Origin of the sequence: Herbidospora sp. NBRC 101105, assembly GCF_030269205.1 — a bacterium.
Taxonomy (GTDB): domain Bacteria; phylum Actinomycetota; class Actinomycetes; order Streptosporangiales; family Streptosporangiaceae; genus Herbidospora; species Herbidospora solisilvae.
In genome coordinates this window covers 427183-450317 of sequence record NZ_BSSX01000006.1, presented here as the reverse complement: position 1 = coordinate 450317, position 23135 = coordinate 427183, and the positions used below count along the sequence as shown (strand labels likewise).

Annotated in this window: 19 protein-coding genes; 6 read left to right on the top strand and 13 right to left on the bottom strand. The window is 72.0% G+C overall.

Going from position 1 to position 23135, the window contains the following annotated elements; all coding sequences use genetic code 11:
* Positions 1 to 84 precede the first annotated feature (84 nt).
* A complete protein-coding gene (locus QSK34_RS25855; protein ID WP_285587500.1) occupies positions 85 to 3270 on the top strand; it encodes an ATP-binding protein in 3186 nt (1061 codons plus the stop codon).
* On the opposite strand, the gene xynC is transcribed toward QSK34_RS25855, so the two are convergent.
* Both xynC and QSK34_RS25845 read right to left on the bottom strand, forming a co-directional pair.
* Entirely contained in the window at positions 3242 to 4990 is a 1749-nt protein-coding gene (gene xynC / locus QSK34_RS25850; RefSeq protein ID WP_285587498.1) for a glucuronoarabinoxylan endo-1,4-beta-xylanase XynC, read from the bottom strand. The two genes, QSK34_RS25855 and xynC, sit on opposite strands and share 29 nt — an antisense overlap.
* Positions 4991 to 5081: 91 nt before the next feature.
* On the bottom strand, positions 5082 to 6104 hold the full coding sequence (locus QSK34_RS25845; protein WP_285587496.1) for a LacI family DNA-binding transcriptional regulator: 1023 nt from the start codon (positions 6102 to 6104) through the stop codon (positions 5082 to 5084).
* 455 nt (positions 6105 to 6559) lie between these two features.
* On the opposite strand from QSK34_RS25845, the gene QSK34_RS25840 reads away from it, so the two are divergent.
* Entirely contained in the window at positions 6560 to 7999 is a 1440-nt protein-coding gene (locus tag QSK34_RS25840) for a glycoside hydrolase family 10 protein (protein WP_285587494.1), read from the top strand.
* Positions 8000 to 8174: 175 nt separating this feature from the next.
* On the opposite strand, the gene QSK34_RS25835 is transcribed toward QSK34_RS25840, so the two are convergent.
* The 5 genes from QSK34_RS25835 to QSK34_RS25815 form a co-directional block, all read right to left on the bottom strand.
* Positions 8175 to 9089, bottom strand: coding sequence for an ankyrin repeat domain-containing protein (locus tag QSK34_RS25835; protein ID WP_285587492.1), 915 nt, complete (start codon positions 9087 to 9089; stop codon positions 8175 to 8177).
* A gap of 370 nt (positions 9090 to 9459) precedes the next feature.
* Complete coding sequence (locus QSK34_RS25830; protein WP_285587489.1) at positions 9460 to 10914, bottom strand: non-reducing end alpha-L-arabinofuranosidase family hydrolase; 1455 nt, start codon at positions 10912 to 10914, stop codon at positions 9460 to 9462.
* A 280-nt stretch (positions 10915 to 11194) separates the two neighbouring features.
* The gene (locus QSK34_RS25825; RefSeq protein ID WP_285587487.1) at positions 11195 to 12037 is read right to left on the bottom strand and encodes an esterase/lipase family protein; all 843 of its coding nucleotides are present in this window, start codon (positions 12035 to 12037) and stop codon (positions 11195 to 11197) included.
* 78 nt (positions 12038 to 12115) lie between these two features.
* Positions 12116 to 12865 carry an SDR family NAD(P)-dependent oxidoreductase gene (locus QSK34_RS25820; RefSeq protein WP_285587485.1) on the bottom strand — a complete coding sequence of 250 codons (750 nt, stop codon included), beginning with the start codon at positions 12863 to 12865 and terminating at the stop codon, positions 12116 to 12118.
* 23 nt (positions 12866 to 12888) lie between these two features.
* On the bottom strand, positions 12889 to 13080 hold the full coding sequence (locus QSK34_RS25815) for a Rossmann-fold NAD(P)-binding domain-containing protein (RefSeq protein ID WP_285587484.1): 192 nt from the start codon (positions 13078 to 13080) through the stop codon (positions 12889 to 12891).
* 407 nt (positions 13081 to 13487) lie between these two features.
* On the opposite strand from QSK34_RS25815, the gene QSK34_RS25810 reads away from it, so the two are divergent.
* The 3 genes from QSK34_RS25810 (at position 13488) to QSK34_RS25800 (ending at position 16960) form a co-directional block, all read left to right on the top strand.
* Positions 13488 to 13964, top strand: coding sequence for a MarR family winged helix-turn-helix transcriptional regulator (locus QSK34_RS25810; protein ID WP_161483400.1), 477 nt, complete (start codon positions 13488 to 13490; stop codon positions 13962 to 13964).
* A gap of 595 nt (positions 13965 to 14559) precedes the next feature.
* Positions 14560 to 15888: a CE1 family esterase gene (locus QSK34_RS25805; protein ID WP_285587483.1), complete on the top strand. Its 1329-nt coding sequence runs from the start codon at positions 14560 to 14562 to the stop codon at positions 15886 to 15888.
* 217 nt (positions 15889 to 16105) lie between these two features.
* Complete coding sequence (locus tag QSK34_RS25800) at positions 16106 to 16960, top strand: SAM-dependent methyltransferase (RefSeq protein ID WP_285587481.1); 855 nt, start codon at positions 16106 to 16108, stop codon at positions 16958 to 16960.
* On the opposite strand, the gene QSK34_RS25795 is transcribed toward QSK34_RS25800, so the two are convergent.
* The 6 genes from QSK34_RS25795 to QSK34_RS25770 form a co-directional block, all read right to left on the bottom strand.
* The gene (locus QSK34_RS25795) at positions 16957 to 17748 is read right to left on the bottom strand and encodes an SDR family NAD(P)-dependent oxidoreductase (RefSeq protein WP_285587480.1); all 792 of its coding nucleotides are present in this window, start codon (positions 17746 to 17748) and stop codon (positions 16957 to 16959) included. The two genes, QSK34_RS25800 and QSK34_RS25795, sit on opposite strands and share 4 nt — an antisense overlap.
* 27 nt (positions 17749 to 17775) lie before the next feature.
* Positions 17776 to 18360: a TetR family transcriptional regulator gene (locus QSK34_RS25790; RefSeq protein ID WP_285587478.1), complete on the bottom strand. Its 585-nt coding sequence runs from the start codon at positions 18358 to 18360 to the stop codon at positions 17776 to 17778.
* A complete protein-coding gene (locus QSK34_RS25785) occupies positions 18357 to 19613 on the bottom strand; it encodes an RNA polymerase sigma factor (protein ID WP_285587477.1) in 1257 nt (418 codons plus the stop codon). Before QSK34_RS25785 ends, QSK34_RS25790 begins: the two co-directional genes overlap by 4 nt.
* Positions 19613 to 19987, bottom strand: a complete 375-nt coding sequence (locus tag QSK34_RS25780) for a YciI family protein (protein WP_285587476.1) — start codon at positions 19985 to 19987, stop codon at positions 19613 to 19615. The genes QSK34_RS25785 and QSK34_RS25780 overlap by 1 nt, the downstream gene beginning before the upstream one ends.
* Positions 19988 to 20079: 92 nt before the next feature.
* The gene (locus QSK34_RS25775) at positions 20080 to 20415 is read right to left on the bottom strand and encodes a VOC family protein (RefSeq protein WP_285587474.1); all 336 of its coding nucleotides are present in this window, start codon (positions 20413 to 20415) and stop codon (positions 20080 to 20082) included.
* Positions 20416 to 20442: 27 nt separating this feature from the next.
* Positions 20443 to 21891, bottom strand: a complete 1449-nt coding sequence (locus QSK34_RS25770) for an alpha/beta fold hydrolase (RefSeq protein ID WP_285587472.1) — start codon at positions 21889 to 21891, stop codon at positions 20443 to 20445.
* A 127-nt stretch (positions 21892 to 22018) separates the two neighbouring features.
* Here QSK34_RS25770 and QSK34_RS25765 point away from each other — a divergent pair, with 127 nt between their 5' ends.
* Positions 22019 to 23131, top strand: coding sequence for a sensor histidine kinase (locus tag QSK34_RS25765; RefSeq protein ID WP_285587470.1), 1113 nt, complete (start codon positions 22019 to 22021; stop codon positions 23129 to 23131).
* Positions 23132 to 23135: the final 4 nt, after the last annotated feature.

Sequence of the window (23135 nt, the reverse complement as noted above, 5' to 3'; positions counted from 1 at the left end):
CGGCCGCTCACACGGGGCTGTCACGGCGCTCGTACGGCCGCCGCCCGGTTTGGGACCCGCGGAAGAGCACGCGAAGATGGGCCGATGGACGAGGGTGCGCGACTTCGTGTCGCACTGCTGGGCACGCCGCGGGTGTCGCGCGGCGGGGCCGTCCTGGCCGTGCCGGGCGCGCGGTTGCGGGGCCTGTTCGTCCGGCTGGCGCTCGCCGGGGGCCGCGCGGTCGAGCCCGGCGTCCTGGTCGACGCCGTCTGGGGAGCGGAGCCGCCGGCCGCCCCCGCCCACGCCCTGCAGACGCTCGTCTCCCGGCTGCGCCGCGCCCTCGGTCCCGCCGACGTCGTCGTGTGGGCGGCGGGCGGCTACCGGCTGGTGGTCGACCCCGACGACGTCGACGTGGTGCGCTTCGAGCGGCTCGTCGCCACCGGCCGGGAGAGGTTGTGGGCCGGTGAGCCGCAGGCCGCCCGCGCCGCCCTCGCCGAGGCCGTGGCGTTGTGGGGCGAGCGTCCCGGCGCGGAACCCGCCGTCGTCGCCTCGGTTGCGCCCGCGGTCGCGACCCGGCTGGCCCAGGTGTCGATCGAGGCGGTCGCCGACCTCGCCGACGCCGAGACCTCACTGGGGCGGCCCGAGCCGGCCGCCGCCCGGCTGACCGCGCTGCTGGCCGAGCAGCCGGTGCACGAGCGGGTGGCCGCGTCGCTGCTGGACGCGCTCGCCGCACAGGGACGGCAGGCCGAGGCGCTGACCGTCTACGAGCGCACCCGCCGGGCCCTGGCCGACGTCCTGGGCGCCGATCCCGGCACCGCCCTGCGGGAGCGCCACCTGCGGCTGCTGCGCCCCGGCCGGCCGGCTCCGAAGCCGTCCGCGACCACCTTGCCCGCGCCCCTGACCAGCTTCGTCGGCCGTGACGACGACCTGGCCCGCCTCGACGCCCTTTTCGGTGGCGGGCGCCTGGTCACGGTCGTCGGGCCAGGAGGCAGCGGGAAGACCCGGCTCGCGCTGGAGGCCGCCCGCCGCCGGGAAGAACCCTGCTGGCTCGTCGACCTGGCGTCCGTCACCGAACCCGCGGAGACCACCGCGGCCGTGCTGGCCGCCGTCGGGCCGCGCGGCCCGACGTTCGACGCGCGCAGGCGCGTCGAGGGCGACGAACTGGACGTGCTCGCCGGCGAACTCGGCCGCCGCGAAGGCCTGCTGCTGGTCGACAACTGCGAGCACGTGATCGACGCCGCGGCGCACCTGGTCGTGGCGCTGCTGTCGCGCTGCCCGCGCCTGCGGGTGCTCGCCACCAGCCGCGAACCTCTCGCGGTCGACGGCGAGACGCTCCTGCCGCTGGCCCAGCTCACGCTGCCCGCCCCCGAAGACGACGTCGGACGGGCCAAGGAGACGGCCTCGGTGCGCCTGTTCACCGAGCGGGCGGCCGCCGTGCGGCCCGGATTCGACGTCGACGAGACCACGCTTCCCGACGTGGTGCGCGTGGTGCGCGCCCTCGACGGGCTGCCGCTGGCCCTCGAACTGGCCGCCGCCCGGCTGCGGACGCTGGCACTGCCCGACCTGGCCGACGGGCTCACCGACCGGTTCCGGCTGCTCACCACCGGCAGCCGCACCGCGCCGCCCCGGCACCGCACGCTGCGTGCGGTCATCGCCTGGAGCTGGGACCTCCTCGACGACCACGAACGCACGGTCGCCGAACGGATCTCCGTCCTGCCCGGCGGTGTCACCGCCGCCTCGGCGACCGCCGTCTGCGCCGGCACCGCCGTGCCCCCCGCCGAGATCCCCGGCCTGCTCGCCGCCCTCGTCGACCGGTCGCTGCTCCAGCTCGCCACCGGCCCCGGCCGCCACCGCATGCTCGAGACCATCCGCGAGTACGGCGCCGACCGTCTGGCCGCCACCGGCGACCTCGACACCGTCCGTGACCTGGCCGCCGCCCACTTCACCGAACTGACGGCCCGCCACGACCCCCTGTTGCGCGGGCCCGGCCAGCTCACTGCCATGCGTGTCATCGGCGCCGACTACGACAACGCCCTGGCCGCCCTGCGCCACCGGTGCGCCGCCCACGACTCTCCCGGCGCGATCGCCCTCGCCCTCAACCTGGTCTGGTACTGGCAGATGTTCGCCCGCCACTCCGACGCCGCCCACTGGCTGGGCGAGGCGCTGGCCGTGCCCGGCGGCGGACCGGCTCCCGAACGCGACTGCGCCCGCGCCGCCTACCTGCTCAACCGGGCCGACGTCCTTCCGGAGGTCACCGGCGAGGAGGCCGCCGACCCGGCGGAGACGCGGGAACTGGCCGGCCGGCTGCTCGCGCACGCCGGGCTGGCGGGCCACCACCGCGTGTTCGGCGCGGTCCTGCTGTTCCTGCACGACGCCGAGGCCGCGCTGCCGGTCTTCCGGCGCCTGGCCGACGGCGACGACGTGTGGCTGGCCGGGCTGGCCCACATGTTCCAGGCCGAGATCACCGAGAACGCGGGCGCGCTCGACCGGGCACGCCTCCACGTGGAGGCGGCCCTGGCCCGCTTCCGGCAGGCCGGCGACCGCTGGGGCCAGGCCGCCACCCTGCCGATGCGGGCCCGGTTCCGCCGCTACGACGACCTCGACGGCGCCTTCGCCGACCTGCGCGAGGCCGGGAGGCTGGCCGGCGAGTTCGGCTCGCTCAGCCTCGGCGACCGGATCCGCGGCGACCTGCGCTGGATCGACCTGCACCTGCGGCGCGGCGACGCCGACGCGGCGCTGGCGCTGATCGGCGCCGCCAGGGAGCGCGCGTCGTCGACGGAGCCGCTGGCCATGATCGACGCGTGTGAGGCCGGCCTCCGGATCCGGCTCGGCGACCTCGACCGGGCGGACGCCCTGCTCGGCGGCACCGCCCTCCTCTCGGACCACGCCCGGACGTCCGTCGAGAACACCCGGGCCGCCCTCCGCCTGGTGCGGGGCGACCCGGACGGCGCGGCCGAGGCGCTGCGAGAGGCGCGGGCGGCGGCCCTGGCGACCGGTGAACTGCCCGTCCTGTCGCTCGTGGTGGTGACCACGGCCGCGCTCGCCGAGGCGCGCGGGCGGCGGCACGAGTCGGCCGTGCTGCTGGGCGCCGCCGCCCGGCTGCGGGGCGCCCACGACCACACCGATCCCCGGGTCCGCGAACTCACCGACCGGGGCCGCGCCGCACTGGGCGAAGAGGAGTTCGCCTCGGCGTACACCCGCGGCTGGGCGATGGACGCGGGAACGGCCATCGCCGCCGCCGCGCGGGTGATCCTGGAGGAGGTCAGACCACGGTGCAGGGAACGCCGTTGAGGGTGAACGCGCCCGGTTCGGCGGTGTTGCCGGTGTGGGTGGCCTGGAAGCCGACGTCGATCGTCGCGCCGGGGGCGAGGGTGGCGTTGTGGCCGACGTTGACCGCGCTGACCTGGCCGCTGGAGGGCGAGTAGGTCGCGTTCCAGCCTGACGTGATCGCCTGCCCGGAGGGCAGGGTGAAGACCAGCGTCCAGCCGTTGACCGTGGACGAGCCCGTGTTGGTGATGCTGATGTTCGCGGTGAACCCGTTGTTCCAGGGGTTCATCGTGTACGCCACCCGGAACTGCCCGGTGCCGCTGGGGCTCGGCGTCGGCGTGGGGGTCGGCGTGGGGGTGGGCGAGGGCAGGGGGCCGCTGCTCGTCACGAAGGTCGTCACGCTGCGGGCGGGCAGGGTGACCGTGAGGGAGCCGTTCGTCATGGCCGTCGCCCCCTGGGGCGCGACGTTCCGGCTCGCGTCGGTCACCCACGACGACGCGCTGGTGGCGGTGCTGCCCGCGATGGTGAACTGCTGGCTCACCGCCGAGGTGTTCTTGTTGATCGCCACGATGACGACCGTGCTCCCGTTCCGGTACGCCGACACGTAGACGTTCGACGCGGGGGTGGCCGTGGCGCCGATGCGCACGTAGCCGGGGCGGACGAACCGGGCGTAGTGCGCCATCATCGCGCCGCGCTTGCTGATCTGGCCGTCTTCGCGCATGGGGCCGTAGCTACGCCGGATGTACCACCAGACGTACATCTGGAACTCCGCGTCGACCATGGCGCGGTGGATGTGCTCCCCCACGTCCAGGGCCTGCGGCCACAGGTCGGCCGAGTCGCTGCTGTTGGGGTAGTAGACCTCGGTCATCCACAACTCCTTGCCCGCGCCCCGCTGCTGGAACAGCGGGTAGGGGAAGTTGGAGTAGGACGTGCCGTAGAGGTGGGCGCCGATGACGTCCACGTTCGCGAGCGCGGCGGCGTCGTTCAGGATCGGGTCGGACATGCTCTTGACGTACTGGAACGACTCGGGCGCGATGACCCGGGTGGAGATCGAGCCGGCGTTCTCCCGCAGGAAGCGCAGCATCTCGGCCGAGGTCCACCACGTCCAGTCGTGGGCGTAGTCGGGCTCGTTCTGCACCGAGATGGCGTACAGGTTCACGCCGTTGTTGCGCATGTGGGTGGTGAAGTCGTTCAGGTGCTGGGCGTAGGCGGCGTAGGCGTTGTACCGCAGGCGCTTGGCGTTGGTCTGGCTGCCCCGGGTGAAGGTCTCGATCATCGAGGCCGGCGGGTTCCACGGCGAGGCGAAGACCAGCACGCCCAGTTCGGCCGCGCGCCGGGCGGTGGCCAGGTCGCGGCTGAAGTCGGCCGAGCTCTCCGGGACGGGGATGCGCAGCACCGAGAACCCCAGGCGGCCCTCGCCGGTGCCGAACGCCGTCTCCCGCTGGGCGGCCGTCAGGTCACCGATCCAGGCGGCGTGGGCCATGCCGCCGAAGCCCCGGATCGTCTGCCGCTGCGTCGAGGGGTCGATGACCGCCGTGGCGGCCGCCGCCTCCGACGCCCCCACGACCGTCGCCGCCGCCGTGATCACCGGCAGGGTTCCCATCGTGGTCAGGAGGGTTCTGCGGCTCAGCAGGCTCCGCCCGCTGCTCTCCGGGTCGTGCTGATCGTCCATCATCTCGTCTCCGGCGTCGTGCTGGGGGTCGTGTTCCCGCACACACGAACGCCCGATGACGAGAAGCGTCAAACCGGACATCGAGCGACCGGCCGCCACGCTGTGCGAATCTTCGGCGGGTCCTGAAAATTTCACCTGCACGCGCAGGTGGACGACCGAAAATTCACCCTCTCGGCGCCGCCGTGCTGCCCCGGACCATCAGCTCGGTGCCCAGTTCCACCCGCCGCTGCGGCAGCGGCTCCCCCGTGGCCAGCTTGACCAGCATCTCGGCGGCCGTGGCCCCCATCTCCATCAGCGGCTGCCGGACGGTCGTGAGCGGCGGATTGGCCCACCTCCACGTGGCCACGTCGTCGAATCCGACCACGCTGAGGTCGTCGGGGACACGCAGCCCGAGTTCGTGGGCGGTCCGGTAGACGCCGATCGCCATGCCGTCGTTGGCCGTGAAGACCGCGGTCGGCGGGTCGGCCAGCTCCATCAGCGCGCGGGCGTGCACGACCCCGTCCTCGATGTGGAAGGACCCCTGGCGGATCAGGGCCGGATCGACCGGTATGCCGGCGGCGTCGAGGGCGGTGCGGTAGCCGTCGAGGCGGGCCCGGCTGGAGAAGGCGAACTCGGGGCCGGTGATCATCGCGATCCGGCGATGGCCGAGTTCGAGCAGGTGGCGGGTGGCCTCCAGGCCGCCGCTCCAGTTGGTCGCCCCGACCGACGGCACCCCCCGGCCCGGGTCGCCCGCCGGATCGAGCACGACCAGGGGCATGTCACGCGTGGCCAGCAGCAGCCGCTGCTCCTCGGTCGGGCCGGAGAACACCGTGATGATCCCGGCCGGACGACGGCCGAGCACCTCCTTGATCCACCGCTGACCGGGGATGTGCCGTCCGCCCAGCTCGGAGACGATCACGTTCACGCCGTGGTGCTCCGCCGCCGTCCTGACGCCCTTGACGATCTCCATCGGGTATTCACCGGCCAGTTCGTGGAAGACGACCTCCAGCAGGCCGGCCGGCTTGATGCGCCGCCGCTGCCGCCGCAGCCCCCGCTCCCGGATGAGCCCCTCGACCAGGGCCCGGGTCCGGGAACCGACCTCGGAACGGCCGTTGACGACCTTGGAGACGGTGGCCACCGAGACTCCGGCCAGCCCGGCGATCTCGGCGAGGGTCAGAGCGTCGGTGGAGGGCTCGGTCGAGGTCATGCCGGAAAGTTTACGGGTTGTGTTTCGGCCGTTGATGCCTTCGTTTCCGCTGATATCCGGCTCTGCGCGACATCTGCGAGCGGCCGTTGATGGAACAATGTTCTGAAAATTATCGAATTGGATCAGAAACATTTCGCTGACCAGGCACACTCTCCTGCGCCGGGGGACGGTACGAGCCGGGAGACAGTCCTGGGTCCCGCCGAAAGCAACGGTCGTCAGCAGGTGGTTTCTGTGAAATTTTCACCTGCACGGACGATCTCCGTCCGGGTCGATTGCCCAGGCCGGGCCCACCTCCCCGGCGATGGCCGGGCCCGAGGGCGGCGACGCCTCGTTGACCGGGTTCGGATCACCGGGGTGTACTGCGCGACAACGCACCTCGCCAGGGCGTCACGGAGAAATGTTTGCGATAACACGGCTCCGTGGCCACGCCTTCGAACCCCCTTCAAGGAAGCGGCATGCTCCCACCTGCGATCCTGACCATCGCTCCGTCAGTCCGCCGAACGCTCGTCGTCGCCGTCGCCGCGGCCCTCGGGGCCGGCGTCCTGGCGGTCACACCCCCGTCCGCCTCGGCCGCGGCCGACACCCTGGGGGCCGCCGCCGCCCAGTCGGGCCGCTACTTCGGCGCCGCCATCGCGGCGGGCCGGCTCAGCAACACGACCTACGTGAACATCCTGAACCGGGAGTTCAACCAGGTCACCGCCGAGAACGAGATGAAGTGGGACGCGACCGAACCCTCGCGCAACAGCTTCAACTTCGCCAACGGCGACCGGATCGCCAACCACGCGATCTCGCGCGGCATGAAGATCCGCGGCCACGCCCTGCTCTGGCACCAGCAGCAGCCGACCTGGGCGCGCGGCATGGAGGGCTCCGACCTGCGCAGCGCGATGATCAACCACGTCACGCGGGTCGCCACCTACTACCGGGGCAAGATCCACTCCTGGGACGTCGTCAACGAGGCCTTCGCCGACGGCGGCAGCGGCGGACGCCGCGACTCCAACCTCCAGCGCACCGGCAACGACTGGATCGAGGCGGCCTTCCGGGCCGCGCGGGCGGCCGACCCCGGGGCCAAGCTCTGCTACAACGACTACAACACCGACGGGATCAACGCCAAGAGCACCGGCATCTACAACATGGTGCGCGACTTCAAGGCGCGCGGCGTCCCGATCGACTGCGTCGGCTTCCAGTCCCACCTGGGCACCTCGATCTCCGGTGACTACCAGGCCAACCTCCAGCGCTTCGCCGACCTGGGGGTCGACGTGGAGATCACCGAACTGGACGTCGCGCAGGGGTCCAACCAGGCCAACATCTTCGCGACGGTCACCCGCGCGTGCATGAACGTGCGGCGGTGCAACGGCATCACGGTTTGGGGCATCCGCGACAGCGACTCCTGGCGAACCGGCGAGAACCCGCTGCTGTTCGACTCCTCGGGCAACAAGAAGGCCGCGTACACCTCGGTGCTCAACGCCCTCAACGCGGCGACCCCCACCCCGAGCCCGACACCCACGCCGACCCCCACGCCGACTCCGACTCCGACGCCCACGCCCACCCCGACCCCGACGCCGACCCCGACGCCTGGCGGGCCCTGCCGGGTGAGCTACGCGGTCAACGCGTGGAACACCGGCTACACCGCGGCGATCACCATCACCAACACCGGCTCCGCCGCGCTCAACGGGTGGTCGCTCGTGTTCACCCTGCCGTCCGGACAGGCCATCACCGGCGGCTGGAACGCGACCTACTCGCCGTCGACCGGCCAGGTGACGGCCAGGAACCTGAACTACAACGGCTCCATCCCGGCCGGCGGCTCGGTGGACATCGGCTTCCAGGCCACCCACACCGGCAACACGGCCACCCCCTCCGCCTTCACCCTCAACGGGAGCACCTGCTCCCGCGCCTGACCTCCCGGCGGGGAGACGCCGTCCGCCCGGGATCGGGCCGGGCGGACGGCGACCCGGGGGCACGCAGCCCCCTCGGCAAGACCACCGACAGCCAGCCGGGCCCGCCACTGCCGCCCGCATTCGGCCCCTCGCCGACCTTCACGGCCGTGCCGCAGCCCTCGGACGCCCGCCGCCCTCATGGCGAGAGAATTCCCCTGGGAACGACGACAAGCCGTTTCGGGGCTTCGAACAGCCAGGCTTCCTCCACCTGGACCCCGGTCAGCAGGGTCCCGAGCGCCAGCCCCTTGCTTCCGCCGGTCGCCGAGTCGTCAGAGTTGTCGTAGAAGCGGCACAACCACTCCTCGGTCGTGGTCTCGTCATCAGGGTCCTGGAGAGACTGGAAGAACCGGGTGTTGCCGCCGTCACGCCAGATCTCGATGCACGTGTCGACGTTCACATTGGTGGAGACCGCCACCACCGGCCCGGGCGAGCTGAGTGGCCCCCACATGTGCCCACTACCCGGCCAGGTCCCGACGAGGTTGAGCAGCGCGACGCCGGAGCCGCCGGGCGGTGTGCCCAGCCAGAACGCCTCGTAGCCGACCCCGGGGAGCGCGCGGCGGTAGCCACCGCCGTCGGTGATCGGGCAGTCCGCCGGGTCGAGCCCCAATCGGCGGATGGCCGTGTCCTCGTCGACGCCGGCGACGAACGCGTAGCTCTCGCCTTGTTCCCGGTATTTCGACCAGGTCGCGTAATGCGCGACCACCTCATCGGCCGGCCGCTGGCGACGCATCCACGCGGGATCGACGGGAGGCGCACCGGGGAGATCGGCGAACAGGTCGGCCAGGGGCCCGGTGAGCGCGACCGAACCCGCCGAGCGACCCCCGATGACCGGCCGCCACGGATCGACTCCGGCACGCAGCAACACGCTGACGATGTCCCGGTTTCCACGCCGTACCGCCAGCCAGAGCGGCGTATGGTCCAGGAAGAGCGACTCGGCGTCCGCCCCGCGCTTGAGGAGAACCTCCACGTCGTCGGCATCGCCATCGAAGATCGCGTCATGAAGGTCCTCGTCGAGGGAATCTCCGGACCGGCTCGCCCCGTAATCATTCATCACGTGGACCATCCTGGGTCAGGTCAGGCCGACGATGACCGGAACGTCGATCGCACGCGGGTCAGCCGCACTCGCTGTACGAGGACGGACGCGGTCAGGTCGTCAGGTCGTCGCCAGACTGACTGCCCGGGGTGGTTCGGCGAGTCTGGGGTCGTAGATCAAGGGACGACTGACCTCGCCCGTGGGCACCTTCTCACGGGCGATCATCTCGATGAACCCTCTCCCGCCGATCGCATCGCGTCGACAGCGCCGGACAGGGCGTGTTCCGTGAGCAGCCTGACGGCCGGCAGATGCGCGATCTGCCGGCCGTCGTGGTTCGTATCGGTGGTGGGAGCGTCCCAGCCGGACCCGCCGCCGTACGAGAAGGAGGTCAGCGCTGGAGGGTCAGCAGGCCCGGCCGGTAGGGCAGCAGGCCGTAGTCGACGCCGTTGGAGTTGGGGTTGCGGCCCTGGTAGAGCAGCTGCAGGTTGCAGGGGTCGACCGTCATGGTCTGGTCGGCGCTGGTGCGCAGGAGCTCACCGTGGCTGATGTCGTTGGTCCAGGTCGCGCCGCTGTTGGCCTTGCCCGCGAACGGGTTGGACTCGGTGGTGGCGTTCGGGGTCCACGTGCCGCCCAGGCTGGTGGCGGTGAAGGAGCGGAAGTAGCGGCCCTGCGAGCCGATCGCCTCGACGATCATCAGGTAACGCTGCTGGCCGGCCAGCTTGTAGACCTGGACCGCCTCGAACAGGTTGTTCGTGGTGTCGGTCATGATGGTCTGGTAGCTGGTGCCGAAGCTGCCCGGGAAGTTGCCGATCGGCATGCTGGCCCGGTAGATGCGGCCGTTGTCACCGGCGAAGAACAGGTACATGTTCTGGCTGTCGCCGATGAGCGCCTGGTCGATCGGGCCGGTGGCCGAGTTGGAGATGCTGCCCGAGAACAGCGTCTGCGGCGAGGACCAGCCGTTGGCGTTGGTCGGGTTGGAGGAGGTCCGGTAGGAGAACGCCGGGCCGCCCCACTGGTAGGCCAGCACCCAGATGCTCTTGGGCGCGAAGTAGAACAACGACGGCGCGACCGTGCCCGAGTTCATCGGGTTCTGGGTGGCCGAGGCCATCTGCGAGTAGTTGCTGAACAGGGAGAAGTTCATCGAACCCCAGCTCGACCCGAAGTCGTGCGTGGTGGCGTAGACGAGCTGCTGCCCGTTGTAGGGGGCGACGGTGAAGTCCTTCAGCGACACCCAGCCCGAACGCGGCTGCGCCAGCGCGCCGGTCGAGGTCCACCGGTAGGTCGACGGCAGGTTGCACGTGGGCGTGGGTGACGGCGTCGGGCTCGGGCTCGGGGTCGGCGTGGGACTGGGCGTCGGCGTGGGGCTCGGCGTGGGCGTCGGGGTCGGCGTGGGCGTGCCGGGGTTGCCGGTGCAGGGGACGCCGTTCAGGGAGAACGCGGTCGGCGACGGGTTGCTGCCGCTGGAGGAGCCGTTGAAGCCGAAGCCGGTGCTGCCGCCGGAGGGGATCGCGGCGTTGTAGGGCATGTTGGTCGCCGTCACCGTCGAACCCGACTGGGAGGGTGTGGCGTTCCACATCTGGCTGATCTGCTGGCCGGAGCCGAACGTCCAGGTCAGCTGCCAGCCGCTCACCGCGTCACCCAGGTTGTTGATGGTGACGTTGGCGCCGAAGCCGCCCGGCCACGACGACGTGACGGTGTAGTCGACCCGGCAGGCGACGGCGGCCTGGGCGGGCTGGGTGGCCACCAGTCCGGCCGCCGTCAGCAGGATCGGGAGGCTGATGATCGCGAACCGGCGGCGCACGGCCGATCGGCGCGGTGTCCGCGTTCGCCAGGGCAGGCGCATGGGGGTGCTCCTCGTTCTTCGTCTGTGGGGGCGTGGTCGTTCGCGGTCAACTGAGGCTGATAGCGTTAACAAACGGTGCGCGGAGCTAATACGAGGGGATCGATTCGCGTCAAGGCGGCCCCTTGGCGCGTACTTTCGCGCCGTCCGCCCCGGCGAGGCCCTTTTTCTGCTCTTACGGGCCCGTGGCCGGACCGTACAAGATCGCTTCGGTGCTGAAACGTTCACGTCGGCGAAACTTACGTCGATCCGGCCACGTCCAGACAGCGGTTCGGCTCGTAACTTACGGAAGCGGGGTCGCCGGGGCGTCGAGTTCGTCGAGCACGATCTGATGCACCACCGGGTCGTGGTTGACGGCCGCGTGACCGCTGAAGTCGAGCGGGGCACGGTCCTGGAGCAGGATGTTGCGGACGGCGTCGCCGGTCAGGAAACTCGACGTGTACGGCGTGACCACCCGGTCGAACCTCGTGGCGATCACCGTGTAGTCCACTCCGGGAACCGTGTCGCCCCCGTCGTTCAGCGTCTTCATGAAGTCGGAGCCGGCCATCTGCTGCTGACAGGCCTGGCACACCAGGGCGACGGCCGGGCTGAGCCCGAGCAACCGGGCCAGGTCGACCAGGCCGCTGGAACTGGTGCCGTGGTTGGACGGCGTGACGCCGATCAACCGGTGCACCTTCGCCGCGCCGTTCAGGAACTTCAGGTAGTAGCGCGGCATCATCCCGCCCTGGGAATGGCCGACGACGTCGACCTCGGACGCCCCGGTCGCCGCGAGCACCCTGTCGACGAAGTCCGACAACTCCTGGGCCGAGCGGGCGATGTCGCCCACGCCGTGCAGCGGCCCCGTGGCCGGGACCCGGCCGTAGTTGAGCGCGAAGACGCAGTGGCCCGCCAGCTTCAGCCTCGGCGAGAGGGTCGCCCAGTTGCCCGCCATGTCCTCGAACGTGCCGTGGACCAGCACCACCGGGCGCGGGCGGAGCGGCGACGGCTCACAGGTCCAGATGTTGGCGCCCAGCGGCGAGATGTCGGCGGCGGCGGGGGCGGCGGTCAGGCCGGCGCCGGCCGTCAGGACCACGGCCAGCGTGGCGGCCCACGTCGCGACCCGCCGGACACCCTGATTGATCGTCATCCCTCAATTGCGCTGCCTGGCCAGGGGGAATCCGGGCAGCACCCGCCGCCTTAGAAGATCACTTGCAGTGATCATTACTTACTGCGGCAGTCCCTGGTAGTCGGCCGGCCCGGCGATCTGGCCCCCGTCGCCGGCGACCTCCGCGCCGGTGACGAACCGGGAGTCGTCGCTCGCGAAGAACAACACGATCGCCGCGATGTCGTCGGGCTCGCCGACGCGTCCGAGTGCGACGTTCCGGGTGTCGAAGACGACGCCTTCGGTCATCGGCGTGCGGATCTGCCCCGGGTGCACGGCGTTGACCCGGATGCCGAAGACGCCCAGTTCCAGAGCGGCGGTCTTGGTGAGGCCGCGTACCGCCCATTTGGAGACGACATATCCGGACATCCGCGGCACTCCTTGGAGTGCGCCGACCGAGCCGATGTTGACGATCGACCCGCCACCGGCCCGTCTCATCGCCGGGACCACGGCCTGGACACCGTTGAAGACGCCGACCAGGTTGACGTCGAGCGTGCGCCGCAACCGGGCGGCGTCCCACTCCTCCAGCGGCGCCGGGTCGGCCACGCCCGCGTTGTTGACCAGGACGTCGACCGAGCCGAACCTCTCCTCGGTACGCGCGACCACCTCGGCCCACTGCTCTTCCGACCGCACGTCGAGCCGTTCGGCGACCACGCGCGGGCCGAGGCCGGCCGCCAGGCTCCGTGCCGCGTCCTCGTCGACGTCGGCGACGACGACGTTCGCGCCCTCCGCCGCCAGGCGGCGTGCCGTGGCCGCGCCCATGCCCATGGCCCCGCCGGTGACGATGGCCGTCTTCCCCGCCACACGATCCATCGTGGGCTCCTTTCCCATGTCGTTCACTCGTCGTCGAAGTCGGTGCCGCGCGACAGGGGCGCCCAGGCGGCGCGTTCGGCCGCTGCGGCGAGGCGGTCGAAGGTGTCGTCGCCGAACGCCGGGCGCAGGGGCGTGCCGGGGGCGTCCAGGGTGGTGAGGACGGCGGCGGCGATCTTCGCGGGGTCGCCGGGCCGGCGGCCGGTGACCTCGGCCACGTGGGCGCGCAGGTCGCCGACCGTCTCGTCGTATCCGGGGATCCGGGCGGCGAAGGCCCGGCCGGGGTGGGTGGCGACCAGCTCCGCGGCTCCGTCGGTGCGGCGGCCGGTCAGCGCGGCCGTGCCCCCGCCCCCAGGGCCACCCGTGCGATCTCGCGGCCGAGGCCGGAGGCGGCACCCGTGACCAGCCAGATTCGTTCCATGATCACTTCTCTCCAGACGATGGGTGATGCATCACCCTGTGAAGGATGATGCATCACCCTTTCCGAAATGGCAAACGTCGGGATATCTCCGCTCAGATCACTGCAGCGTGGGTGATGTGTCATCACCCTGCCTCGACGGGATTTCTGCCGGGCGGCCCTGATTCGGCGAAGGGGGACGTGTCATCCGTTCGGTAGCCTGGGTGGGTGACCGAGCCCGGGGAGCTGAGCGACCGCGAGCGGCGTGCCTGGTACGCCTTCCTCACCATGCAGGAGGACCTGCGCCGCCACATGAACCGGCAACTGCTCAACGACACCGGCCTGTCGCTGGCCGACTACGCCGTCCTCAGCACGTTGTGGATGCAGCCGGACAACAGCCTGCGCGTCTTCGAACTGCGCGAACGGCTCCGCTGGGAGAAGACCCGGCTCACGCACCAGATCTCGCGGATGGTCACGCGCGGACAGGTCGAGCGCAACCCCTGCGCCGACGACCCACGCGGCCAGCAGATCACCCTCACCCCGGCCGGCCACGAGGCCATCACCAAGGCCGTCCCGCTGCACATCGACTACGTCCGCCGCGTCTTCCTCGACGTCGTCACCCCGCGCCAGCTCGACAGCCTGGCGGCACTGTCGGAGGCCGTCCTCGACAACCTCACCACCGACGAGGACCCCGCCGACACCTGACCTCAACGACGACGGCACCTCGGCGGGCGCACCAGCCGTGCACAGCGGACCGACCACGCACGACAGACCAACACGCACGACAGACCAACCACGCGTTGGCAGACCAACCACGCGAGGGCGACCCACCACGCGAAGGCAGACTGACCACGCAGGCCGGACCGACCACGAATGCCGGACCGGCCACGAGCAGCGGACCGGCCACACTGAGCGGGCCGGCGATCAGCGAAGTAAGTCCCTGTCCCCTCCCGGGCGCTCCGGCCGCGACGGCGTGCTGAAAATTACACCTCCGCCTGGTCCAGCGCTCAACGCATCCCTGGTGGCACGCGTGTGAATCGGCCGATTTCGCCTCTCGACGGCACGAACGCCATTCTTGACAGCCCCTCCGACGCCTGCCTACGGTGACCGCGAAATCAGGATGTTAGCGATAACAGCATGCCGTTTCGCTTCTCTTGCCTCCAGGGCCGATCCCGTGACCCGGCCGTCTCCCGGCAGGAGAATCCGGCAATCCGTCCAGTCGCGTCGGCGCGGGGATTCGCCGCGCGGAAGGGACGGAAAGGAGCCCGGTCTCCCGGCCCCCAACCCCCAAGGAACTCACGTGATCACACGAACTCGATCGGTCCTCGCCGCCGCCGGGGCCGCGGCGCTCGTCATCCTGGCCTGGGGTCCCGCCGCGTCGGGCCACAGCGCGGCCGCGCCCTCGGGCGGGGCGGCCGTCCTGGCCGCGACCGCGGGCTGCGGCAAGACGCCCACCCTGCGCAGCGGCACCTACTCGCTCCAGCACAACGGCAAGAGCCGGTCGTACATCCTGCGGGTGCCGGACAACTACGACAACACCCGGCCCTACCGCCTGGTCTTCGGGTTCCACTGGCTGAACGGCACCGCCACCGACGTGGCCACCGGGCAGACCGTCCAGCGGGACGTGTGGTCCTACTACGGCCTGCAGCGACTGGCGAACAACAGCGCCATCTTCGTCGCGCCCCAGGGGCTCAACAACGGGTGGGCCAACTCCGGCGGCGAGGACGTCACGCTCGTCGACACCATCATCGGCCAGATCGAGTCCGACCTGTGCGTCGACACCGCCCAGCGGTTCGCGGTCGGCTTCAGCTACGGCGGCGCCATGTCGAACGCGCTGGCGTGCGCGCGGCCCAACGTCTTCCGCGCGGTCGCGGTGCAGTCGGGCGCGCAGCTGAGCGGGTGCAGCGGCGGCACCCAGCCGATCGCCTACCTCGGCATCCACGGGCTGCGCGACAACGTGCTGGCGATCTCGCAGGGGCGGACGCTGCGCGACCGGTTCGTCCGCAACAACGGCTGCACGGCGCAGAACCCGCCGGAGCCCTCCCAGGGCAGCCTGTCGCACCGGGTCACCACCTACTCCGGATGCCAGGCCGGCTATCCGGTCGCCTGGGCGGCCTTCGACGAGGGCCACATCGCCGCCCCGCAGGACGGCGCGACCGGTGACAGCGGGTCCCGGACCTGGGTGCCGGCCGAGGTGTGGCGCTTCTTCACGCAGTTCACCTCGCCCACGCCCTCGCCGAGCCCCTCACCGTCGGCCTCGCCCAGTCCTTCGCCGAGCCCGTCTCCCAGTCCTTCGCCGAGTCCGGGCACGGGGGCGTGCCGGGTGTCGTACACGATGAACGCCTGGAACAACGGGTTCACGGCCGCGATCAGGATCACCAACACCGGGCCGACGGCGTTGAACGGCTGGTCGCTGCGCTTCACCCTGCCGTCGGGGCAGGCCATCACCGGCGGGTGGAACGCCGCCTACAACCCGGCGAGCGGGGCGGTGACCGCGACCAACGTCGGCTACAACACGAACCTGGCGGCGGGCGCGACGCTCGACATCGGCTTCCAGGCCACCCACACGGGCAACACCGCGGCGCCGGCGTCGTTCACGCTCAACGGCGCTTCCTGTACGACCGCCTGACGGCCGGCTCGTGCGGGAATGGACGCCTCCATTCCCGCACGAGCCCCCGCCATCAGTCGGATTCGCGCTAATGCAGCAGAAATGTCCGACAGAAAGTCCGGCGACCGATTTCAGACCGTCGATCGCAACCATAATTTGATCTGCTATCAGGTCATATCACCACCTGACGAGCTACGGTGTGAGCGTTAACACAGAAAGACGACTGAGGGAGAAAGTAATGGCCGGTTTCCCCAACGGTCCCAGGGCCGAGTCCGCCGGTGACGCTCCGCCGCTCACCCGGATCGATCCGACGATCCCTCACCCCGCCCGCATCTACGACTACCTCCTCGGCGGCAAGGACCACTTCGCCGCCGACCGCGAGGCCGGCGAGCAGCTCATCAAGCTGTCGCCGGGCACCCGCGAGGGGGTGCGCGCCCACCGGGCCTTCCTCAGCCGGGCCGTGCGCCACCTCGCCGAGGCCGGCATCTGGCAGTTCCTCGACATCGGCACCGGCATCCCGACGCAGGGCAACACCCACGAGATCGCCCAGGCGGTCAACCCCGCCTCCCGGGTGGTGTACGTCGACAACGACCCGATCGTCCTGGTGCACGGGCGGGCGCTGCTGACCAGCAGCGACGAGGGCCGGACCACCGTCATCGAGGCCGACTTGCGCGACCCCGACCACATCCTGTCGCACCGCGAGGTGGTCGACGTGCTCGACTTCTCCCAGCCGGTCGGGATCATCATGGCCGGGGTGCTGCACTTCGTCACCGACGGCGACAAGCCGGGCGAGCTCGTCGAGCACTACAAGGCGGTCGTGCCGTCGGGCAGCCACCTGCTGCTGTCGCACATCACGCTCGACTTCGCGCCGCAGGTGGAGGAGGACCAGTTCACCAAGCCCTACGACAAGGGCCCGGCGTCCATGGTCCCCCGGACCCACGCGCAGGTGACGAGCTTCTTCGACGGGTGGACGCTGGTGCCTCCGGGCGTCGTCGAGGTCGTCACCTGGCGGCCGGACGAGGACGAGTACCAGGCTCCCATCCCCGGCGGCGGGCACGCGTGGGCCTACGGCGGCGTGGCCGTCAAACCCTAGAACGCGCTGCGCACGGTCCCGCCGTCGACGCGGAGGGTCGCGCCGCTGACGTAGTCGGCGTACGGGCCGCACAGGTAGGCGACGGCCCCGGCGATCTCGTCGGGGCGGCCGAACCGGTCGGCGTCGTTGGGCACCCACTCGTCGGAGGCGGCCCGTTCCAGGTCCGCCCACTCCCCCGACCAGCCGCGCGCGGGCGCGATCTGGGTGACGAGCTCCCGCACGTGGTCGACGAGCACGGCCCCCGGGGACACGACGTTGGAGGTCACGCCGGTGCCCTTGAGCTCGCGCGCGAGCGAGGTGGCGAGGTTGTGGCGGGCGGCGAGGGTCGCGTTGTAGTGGGGCGCGTCGGCCATCGGCTGGGAGGCCAGACCGCCGCCGATCTGGATCACCCGCCCCCATCCGCGTGCCCGCATGCCGGGCACGAGGCGGCGGATCATGCGGGCCGCCGCGATGACGTTGACGTTGTAGATGGCGGCCCAGTCGCCGGAGCTCAGCTCGTCCCACCCGAGCCGGTCGTAGACGCCGGCGTTGTTGACGAGGATGTCGACCGGCCCGGCGCTCGCGGCGACGGCGTCGGCGTCCTCGTCCGTGCCGAGATCGCCGACGGCGGTCACAGCGGCGCCTCCCTCTTCGCGGATGGCCTCGGCGACGGCCTCGGTCCGGGCGGCGTTCCGCCCGTGGACGACGACCTCGGCCCCCTCGGCCGCGAGCAGCCGGGCGATGGCCTCGCCGAGGCCCGAGCTCGATCCGGTGACGAGGGCCCGGCGGCCCTTCAGGTGCAGATCCATGGTTATTTCTCCTCTGGTGTCCTGGTCTCAACGGGGAGGTCGGGGTAATCCGTTGAGCCAGTCGGGCACCAGCCCGACGAGGAGGTCAAGCAGGTCGTCGCGCGAGCAGTCGATCTCCCCCAGCAGCCACGCGACCACCGCCGAGGCCAGCCCCGACCCGACCATCACGGCCGCCGTGGCCCGTTCGGCGCGGGGTCGCTCCGGCGCGGCGACTTCGAGGTAGCCGGTCAGGTTGGCCCGGATCCGCTCCCCGAAGAGCACCCGCGCGTCGCCGCCTGCGGTCGAACCGAAGACCGCCACGAGGTCGGCCCGCTGCCCTTCGACCTGGTCGAGGATGCGCCCCACCACGACTCGCGAGGCTTCGACGCCCTCGGCCGCCCCGCTGGTGCGGGCCCGCAGGTCCTCGACGGAGATCTCGATGAGTGCCTGCTCCAGTACGTAGAGGGCGAGCTCGCTGGTGGAGTCGAAGTGGGCGTAGAACGACGACCGGTTGAGCCCGGCCCGCTCGACGATGGCGCTGACCGACACGGGCACCTCCCCGGCGACGGCGGTGAACGCCTGGGCGAGCCGGTTCCTGGTGCGAACGGCCCGCGGGTCGGTGCTGCGGTTCATGCCTCGACGATACCACTTCTCCGACAGTTGTCGGAGAAGTCGAGCGCCGCCGCCTTGCGGAGCAGGACCGTGCGTTCGCGGGCGTTGGCGCACAACCGGGCGGCCGTCTCCAGTTCGGCGCGGGCCTCCGGCAGCCGGCCGAGGCGGGTCAGGAGTTCGCCGCGTACGGTCGGGACCAGGTGCGAACCCGGGAGGCGGCCGGCGGCGATCAGGGCGTCCACGATGACCAGGGCCTGGGCCGGGTCGCCGGCCATGGCGACGGCGACGGCGCGGTTGAGGTCGACCAGCGGCGAGGGGGCGACGCGGGCGAGGGCCTCGTAGAGGAGCACGATCCGGTCCCAGTCGGTCGCCTCGGCCGAGGGGGCAGCGGTGTGGACGGCGGCGATCGCGGCCTGGAGGGCGTAGGGGCCGAGGCCTCGCTTCGTGGCCCTGGCCAGGGCGGTCAGGCCGCGGTGGATCGCCGCGGGATCCCACGACCGGCGGTCCTGGGCGTCGAGCAGGATTGGAGTGCCGTCTGGCGCGGTGCGGGCGGGGAAACGCGCGGCCGTCAGTTCGCACAGGGCCAGCAGGCCGTGCACCTCCGGCTCGTCGGGCTGCAGCGCGGCCAGGGTCCGGGTCAGCCGGATCGCCTCGTACGCGACGTCGGGGCGCAGCAGCCGGTCGCCCGACGTGGCCGTCGAGCCCTCGGTGAAGATCACGTAGAGGACACTGAGCACGCCGCCGAGCCGGTCGCGGCGCTCGTGGGCGGGCGGGAGTTCGAACGGCACCCCGGCCGCCGCGATCGTCTTCTTGGCCCGGGTGATGCGGGCCTGCACCGTCGGCACGGGCACCAGGAACGCGCGGGCGATCTCCTCGCTGGACAGGCCGCCGACGACACGCAGGGTCAGCGCCACCCGGGCCTCGCGGGAGAGCACCGGGTGGCAGCTCACGAACATCAGCGCCAGGACGTCGTCGCCGATCCCGTCGGGGTCGGCCTCCCGCCCGGCCGTCTCCGCACCGGCCGCGAGCAGGGCGTAACGGTCGTGGAGGGCGGCCCGGCGGCGGATCGCATCGATGGCCCGACGCCGGGCCGCGGCCATCAGCCAGCCGGCCGGGTTGACCGGGGAGGCGCGCGGCCACGACGTCAGCGCCTCGGCCACCGCCTCCTGGGCGGCGTCCTCGGCCAGCCCGAAGTCGCCGGTGAGCCGGGTCAGCACGGCGACGATCCGGGCCGACTCGACGCGCCAGACGGCCTCGACATCGGTGGTGTCCATCAGGCCCGGCTGCCGGGCGGCACCTCGTCGGCCTCGGCCACCCGCCGCACCTCGATCTTGGAGCCGCGGACCGCCGGGACCCGCGTGGCCCACTCGACCGCCTCCCACTGCGTGGCGACCTCGATGAGGAAGTAGCCGCCGAACAGTTCCCTGGTCTCGCCGTAGGGCCCGTCGGTGACCACCGGGGTCTCGCCGCCGAAGTCGACGACGACGCCGCGCGCCGGATCGTCCAGGCCCTCGGCCGCGAGGAGCACGCCGGCCTTCATCATGTCCTCGATGAACCGGCCGGTCGCGGCCATCGCCTCGTCGATCGAGGCCATCATGGCCGCGTTGCTCTCGTCGGTGCCCCGCATGATCAGCATGTATCTCGGCATCGTGTCCTCCTCGTCGGGCGGGGCCGCATTCCGGCCCGCGCACCCCCTTGTCGAACGGGCGGTCCGCGGATCGACACGGCGCGGGGAAATTCTCAGGCGGGGCCGCCGCCGATCCCGACCTCGTTGCCGTCGGGGTCGTGGTAGGTCGCCTTGCGGACGCCGTTCTCGTAGGTCTCCCGTGTGACCGGGTCGATGCCGCGCGCGGAGATCGCCGCCACCCGGGCGTCGTAGTCGTCGACGAAGAGGGTCTGCAGGGCGCGGCCCGCGCGTTCGGGCAGGAGTTCGACGTAGAGATAGCGGTGTTCGGCCAGCTCCCACACGGCCTCGACGTCGTTGGGGAAGAACGCCGGGGGCGCGCCCAGGAGACGTTCGTACCAGTCCAGGGCGCGCCGGTAGTCGGTGACGGGGATTCCCGCGAACAGGTCCATGCGGCCCACTCTAGGATCGCGGCGCGATCACTCGGCGGGGCAGACGGTGCCGGGAGGGGGCAGCCTCAGGCGGGTGAGGTAGGTGGTCGCGTGCCGGATCGGGCAGGCCTTCCCCGACAGGTACAGCGCGTGACCGGGGCCGTCGTAGGCGACGGTCGCCGATCCGGGGATCCGGCCGGTCAGGCTCTCGGTCCACACGAGGTCGCCCCACGTGCTGCCCGCGCCCAGGAACGGCGGCAGGCCGCGGGTGGGCAGGGGCCGCGACGGGTTGGCGACCGGCAGCGGCCAGCCGGTGCAGCCCAGGGTGTCGAACGCCGCTCCCTGGAAGTCCGGCGAGATCCGCCGCGCCTGCCGGCGGAACTCCTCCAACTGGGCGTAGCCGGTGTAGCTGCGGCCGTCGCCGCAGGTCATCGCCAGGATGCCGGGGGTGGCCCAGATGCGCGCGGTGCCGATGACGCCGTCGGCGAAGCCGGATCCGTCGCCCCTGGCGGCCTTGTCGATCGCGTCGGCGAAAGCCGGCCATCGGGTGTTCTCGGGGCCGGGATCGGCCATGAAGCCGAAGCTCCGCAGGTGCCATCCGGTCAGCTCGACCTCGCCGAAGTGGGACGACGTCCCCCGGATCGGCGTGCGGTCGGCGCCCTCGGTGAGGTCGCGCCAGGTCGCCCTCACGTCGCGCCCGTGCAGCACGCAGGCGGGGGTGGCCGCGCACCAGGCGGCGAACCGGGTGAAGATCGCGTCCCGGACGGGCAGCGTGCGGAGCGTCTGGTCGAGCCAGCCGTCGACGTGGTCGGGGGTCCCGTCGACGTACATGGCCCGGATGCGCTGCGGGAACAACCGGGCGTACGCGACGGCGGCCACCCCTCCGTAGGAGTTGGCCATGAAGCTGAGCCGTTCCTCGCCGAGGGCCCGGCGGACGGCGTCCATGTCCCTGGCGACCGACAACGAGTCCATGGCGCCGAACAGTCCGGTCGGGTCGGCCTCCCGGCAGGCTTCGAAGCCCCTGGCCATCGTCTCGGCCAGGGCGCGGTACTCACTCCGGCTCGCCGGTTCGGACAGCGTCGTCGCGGGTCGTTCGCAGGCCGGGGGCAGCCGGTCGAGCCACACGCTGGTGCGCGGGTTGTAGGCGACGAGGTCGAACCTGCGCCGCAACCCGGTGAGGTCGGCGGCGGCCCGCCGCAGGTCCTCGACGCCCTTGGCCCCGGGGCCGCCGGGCACGCCGAGCACGCTGCCGATCCGCCGGGCCGGTTCGGTGGCGGGTAATCGGGCCAGATCCAGGGTGATCGTCGCTCCGTGGGGGCGGGCCCAGTCGACGGGCACCTCGATCGCGGCGCACTCCAGGTCCGCCGGTGTGTCCGGACCCGCGCACGCGCGCCAGAGCGGCTCCCGGGCCGCCGCCGGGGTCGCCGCGGTCAGTGCCGTCAGCGTCAGGCCGATGAGCAGCGCGGCGTGTCGTCGCCGCCGTCGATTCGTCATCATGGTGGTCACTATGCGGGCGCGGATCAGACGGCGACACGAGGACGTCCTCCGGACCTTTTCCGGATGTCCTCCATGGTCGTCCGCGGCGGGGCGCGAGCTCGCGTACACGCTGATCCTGCCTCTGGCGGTGGGGGTCGGCCTGGTCCATCTGGTGCTGGTGCTGTTCGGCGTCCTCACGACGGTCAACCTCATCGGGGTGCCGCTGCTGGCCCTGAGCCTGGTCGCCGCCCGGGGTCTGGGCACGGTCAACCGGAGGCTGGCCCGCGTGCTCCTCGGGGCGCCGATCACCGATCCCGCGCCCTTCCGCCCCGGCGAAGGACTGTTCCGGCGGATCGGCGCGGCGCTCACCGACGCGACGGGATGGCGGGCGGTCGCCCACGCCCTGCTCCGGCTCCCCGCCGCAGTGCTCGCCTTCGCCGCCGCCGCCGGCCTGTGGGGAGGCGGCCTCGTCCTGCTCGCCTCCCCTTTGTGGCGGGGCTGGCCGGGCGCGGCGCTGCTGAGCCCGGCCGGTCTCGTGCTCCTCCTGCTGGCCCCCTGGGGACTGCGGCTCGCCCTGGCACCCGAACGGCTGCTGGCCCGGACGCTGCTCGGCATGTCCGCGAACGAGGCGAGGATCCGCAGGCTGGAGCGGGCGCGGGCGTTCGCCGCCGACGACGCGGTGGCCCGGCTCCGCCAGGTCGAGCGCGACCTGCACGACGGGACGTCGGCCCGCCTGGTCACCCTGGCCATGACCCTGGGCCTGGCCCGCGAGGAGCTCGACCTCGGCCACCTCGAACGCGCCCGCCCCCTGGTCGAGGGCGCGCACCGCGACGCGAAGGAGACCATGGCGGAACTGCGCGACCTGATCCGGGGCATGCTCCCGCCCGCGCTCGACCAGGGGCTGGAGACCGCCCTGGCCACCCTCGCCGCCCGCACCCCGATGCCCGTCCGGCTCGACGCCGACCTGCCCGAGCGGCCCGACCCCTCGATCGAGGCCGTCGCCTACTTCTGCGCCGCCGAACTGCTCGCCAACGTCGTCCGGCACAGCGGCGCCCGGCACGCCTCCGTCGACGTGCGGGGCCGCGACGGCCGGCTGACCCTGGTCGTGCGCGACGACGGCGCCGGGGGCGCGGTCACGGGCGCCGGATCCGGGCTGCGCGGCCTGGCCGCCCGGACCGGCGCGGTGGACGGAACCGTCGACGTCCGCAGCCCCGCCGGAGGCCCTACGGTGATCACCGTGGCCCTCCCCCTCCACATCTGAAGGG

Excerpts from the sequence above, each read along its gene's own strand:
- QSK34_RS25830 (WP_285587489.1), bottom strand. The coding sequence starts at position 10,914 with ATGCGCCTGCCCTGGCGAACGCGGACACCGCGCCGATCGGCCGTGCGC.
- QSK34_RS25775 (WP_285587474.1), bottom strand. The coding sequence starts at position 20,415 with ATGGACCTGTTCGCGGGAATCCCCGTCACCGACTACCGGCGCGCCCTG.
- QSK34_RS25825 (WP_285587487.1), bottom strand. The coding sequence starts at position 12,037 with ATGACGATCAATCAGGGTGTCCGGCGGGTCGCGACGTGGGCCGCCACG.
- QSK34_RS25800 (WP_285587481.1), top strand. The coding sequence starts at position 16,106 with ATGGCCGGTTTCCCCAACGGTCCCAGGGCCGAGTCCGCCGGTGACGCT.
- QSK34_RS25785 (WP_285587477.1), bottom strand. The coding sequence starts at position 19,613 with ATGGACACCACCGATGTCGAGGCCGTCTGGCGCGTCGAGTCGGCCCGG.
- QSK34_RS25780 (WP_285587476.1), bottom strand. The coding sequence starts at position 19,987 with ATGCCGAGATACATGCTGATCATGCGGGGCACCGACGAGAGCAACGCG.
- QSK34_RS25855 (WP_285587500.1), top strand. The coding sequence starts at position 85 with ATGGACGAGGGTGCGCGACTTCGTGTCGCACTGCTGGGCACGCCGCGG.
- QSK34_RS25790 (WP_285587478.1), bottom strand. The coding sequence starts at position 18,360 with ATGAACCGCAGCACCGACCCGCGGGCCGTTCGCACCAGGAACCGGCTC.
- QSK34_RS25820 (WP_285587485.1), bottom strand. The coding sequence starts at position 12,865 with ATGGATCGTGTGGCGGGGAAGACGGCCATCGTCACCGGCGGGGCCATG.
- QSK34_RS25770 (WP_285587472.1), bottom strand. The coding sequence starts at position 21,891 with ATGATGACGAATCGACGGCGGCGACGACACGCCGCGCTGCTCATCGGC.
- QSK34_RS25845 (WP_285587496.1), bottom strand. The coding sequence starts at position 6,104 with ATGACCTCGACCGAGCCCTCCACCGACGCTCTGACCCTCGCCGAGATC.
- QSK34_RS25795 (WP_285587480.1), bottom strand. The coding sequence starts at position 17,748 with ATGGATCTGCACCTGAAGGGCCGCCGGGCCCTCGTCACCGGATCGAGC.
- QSK34_RS25840 (WP_285587494.1), top strand. The coding sequence starts at position 6,560 with ATGCTCCCACCTGCGATCCTGACCATCGCTCCGTCAGTCCGCCGAACG.
- QSK34_RS25835 (WP_285587492.1), bottom strand. The coding sequence starts at position 9,089 with ATGAATGATTACGGGGCGAGCCGGTCCGGAGATTCCCTCGACGAGGAC.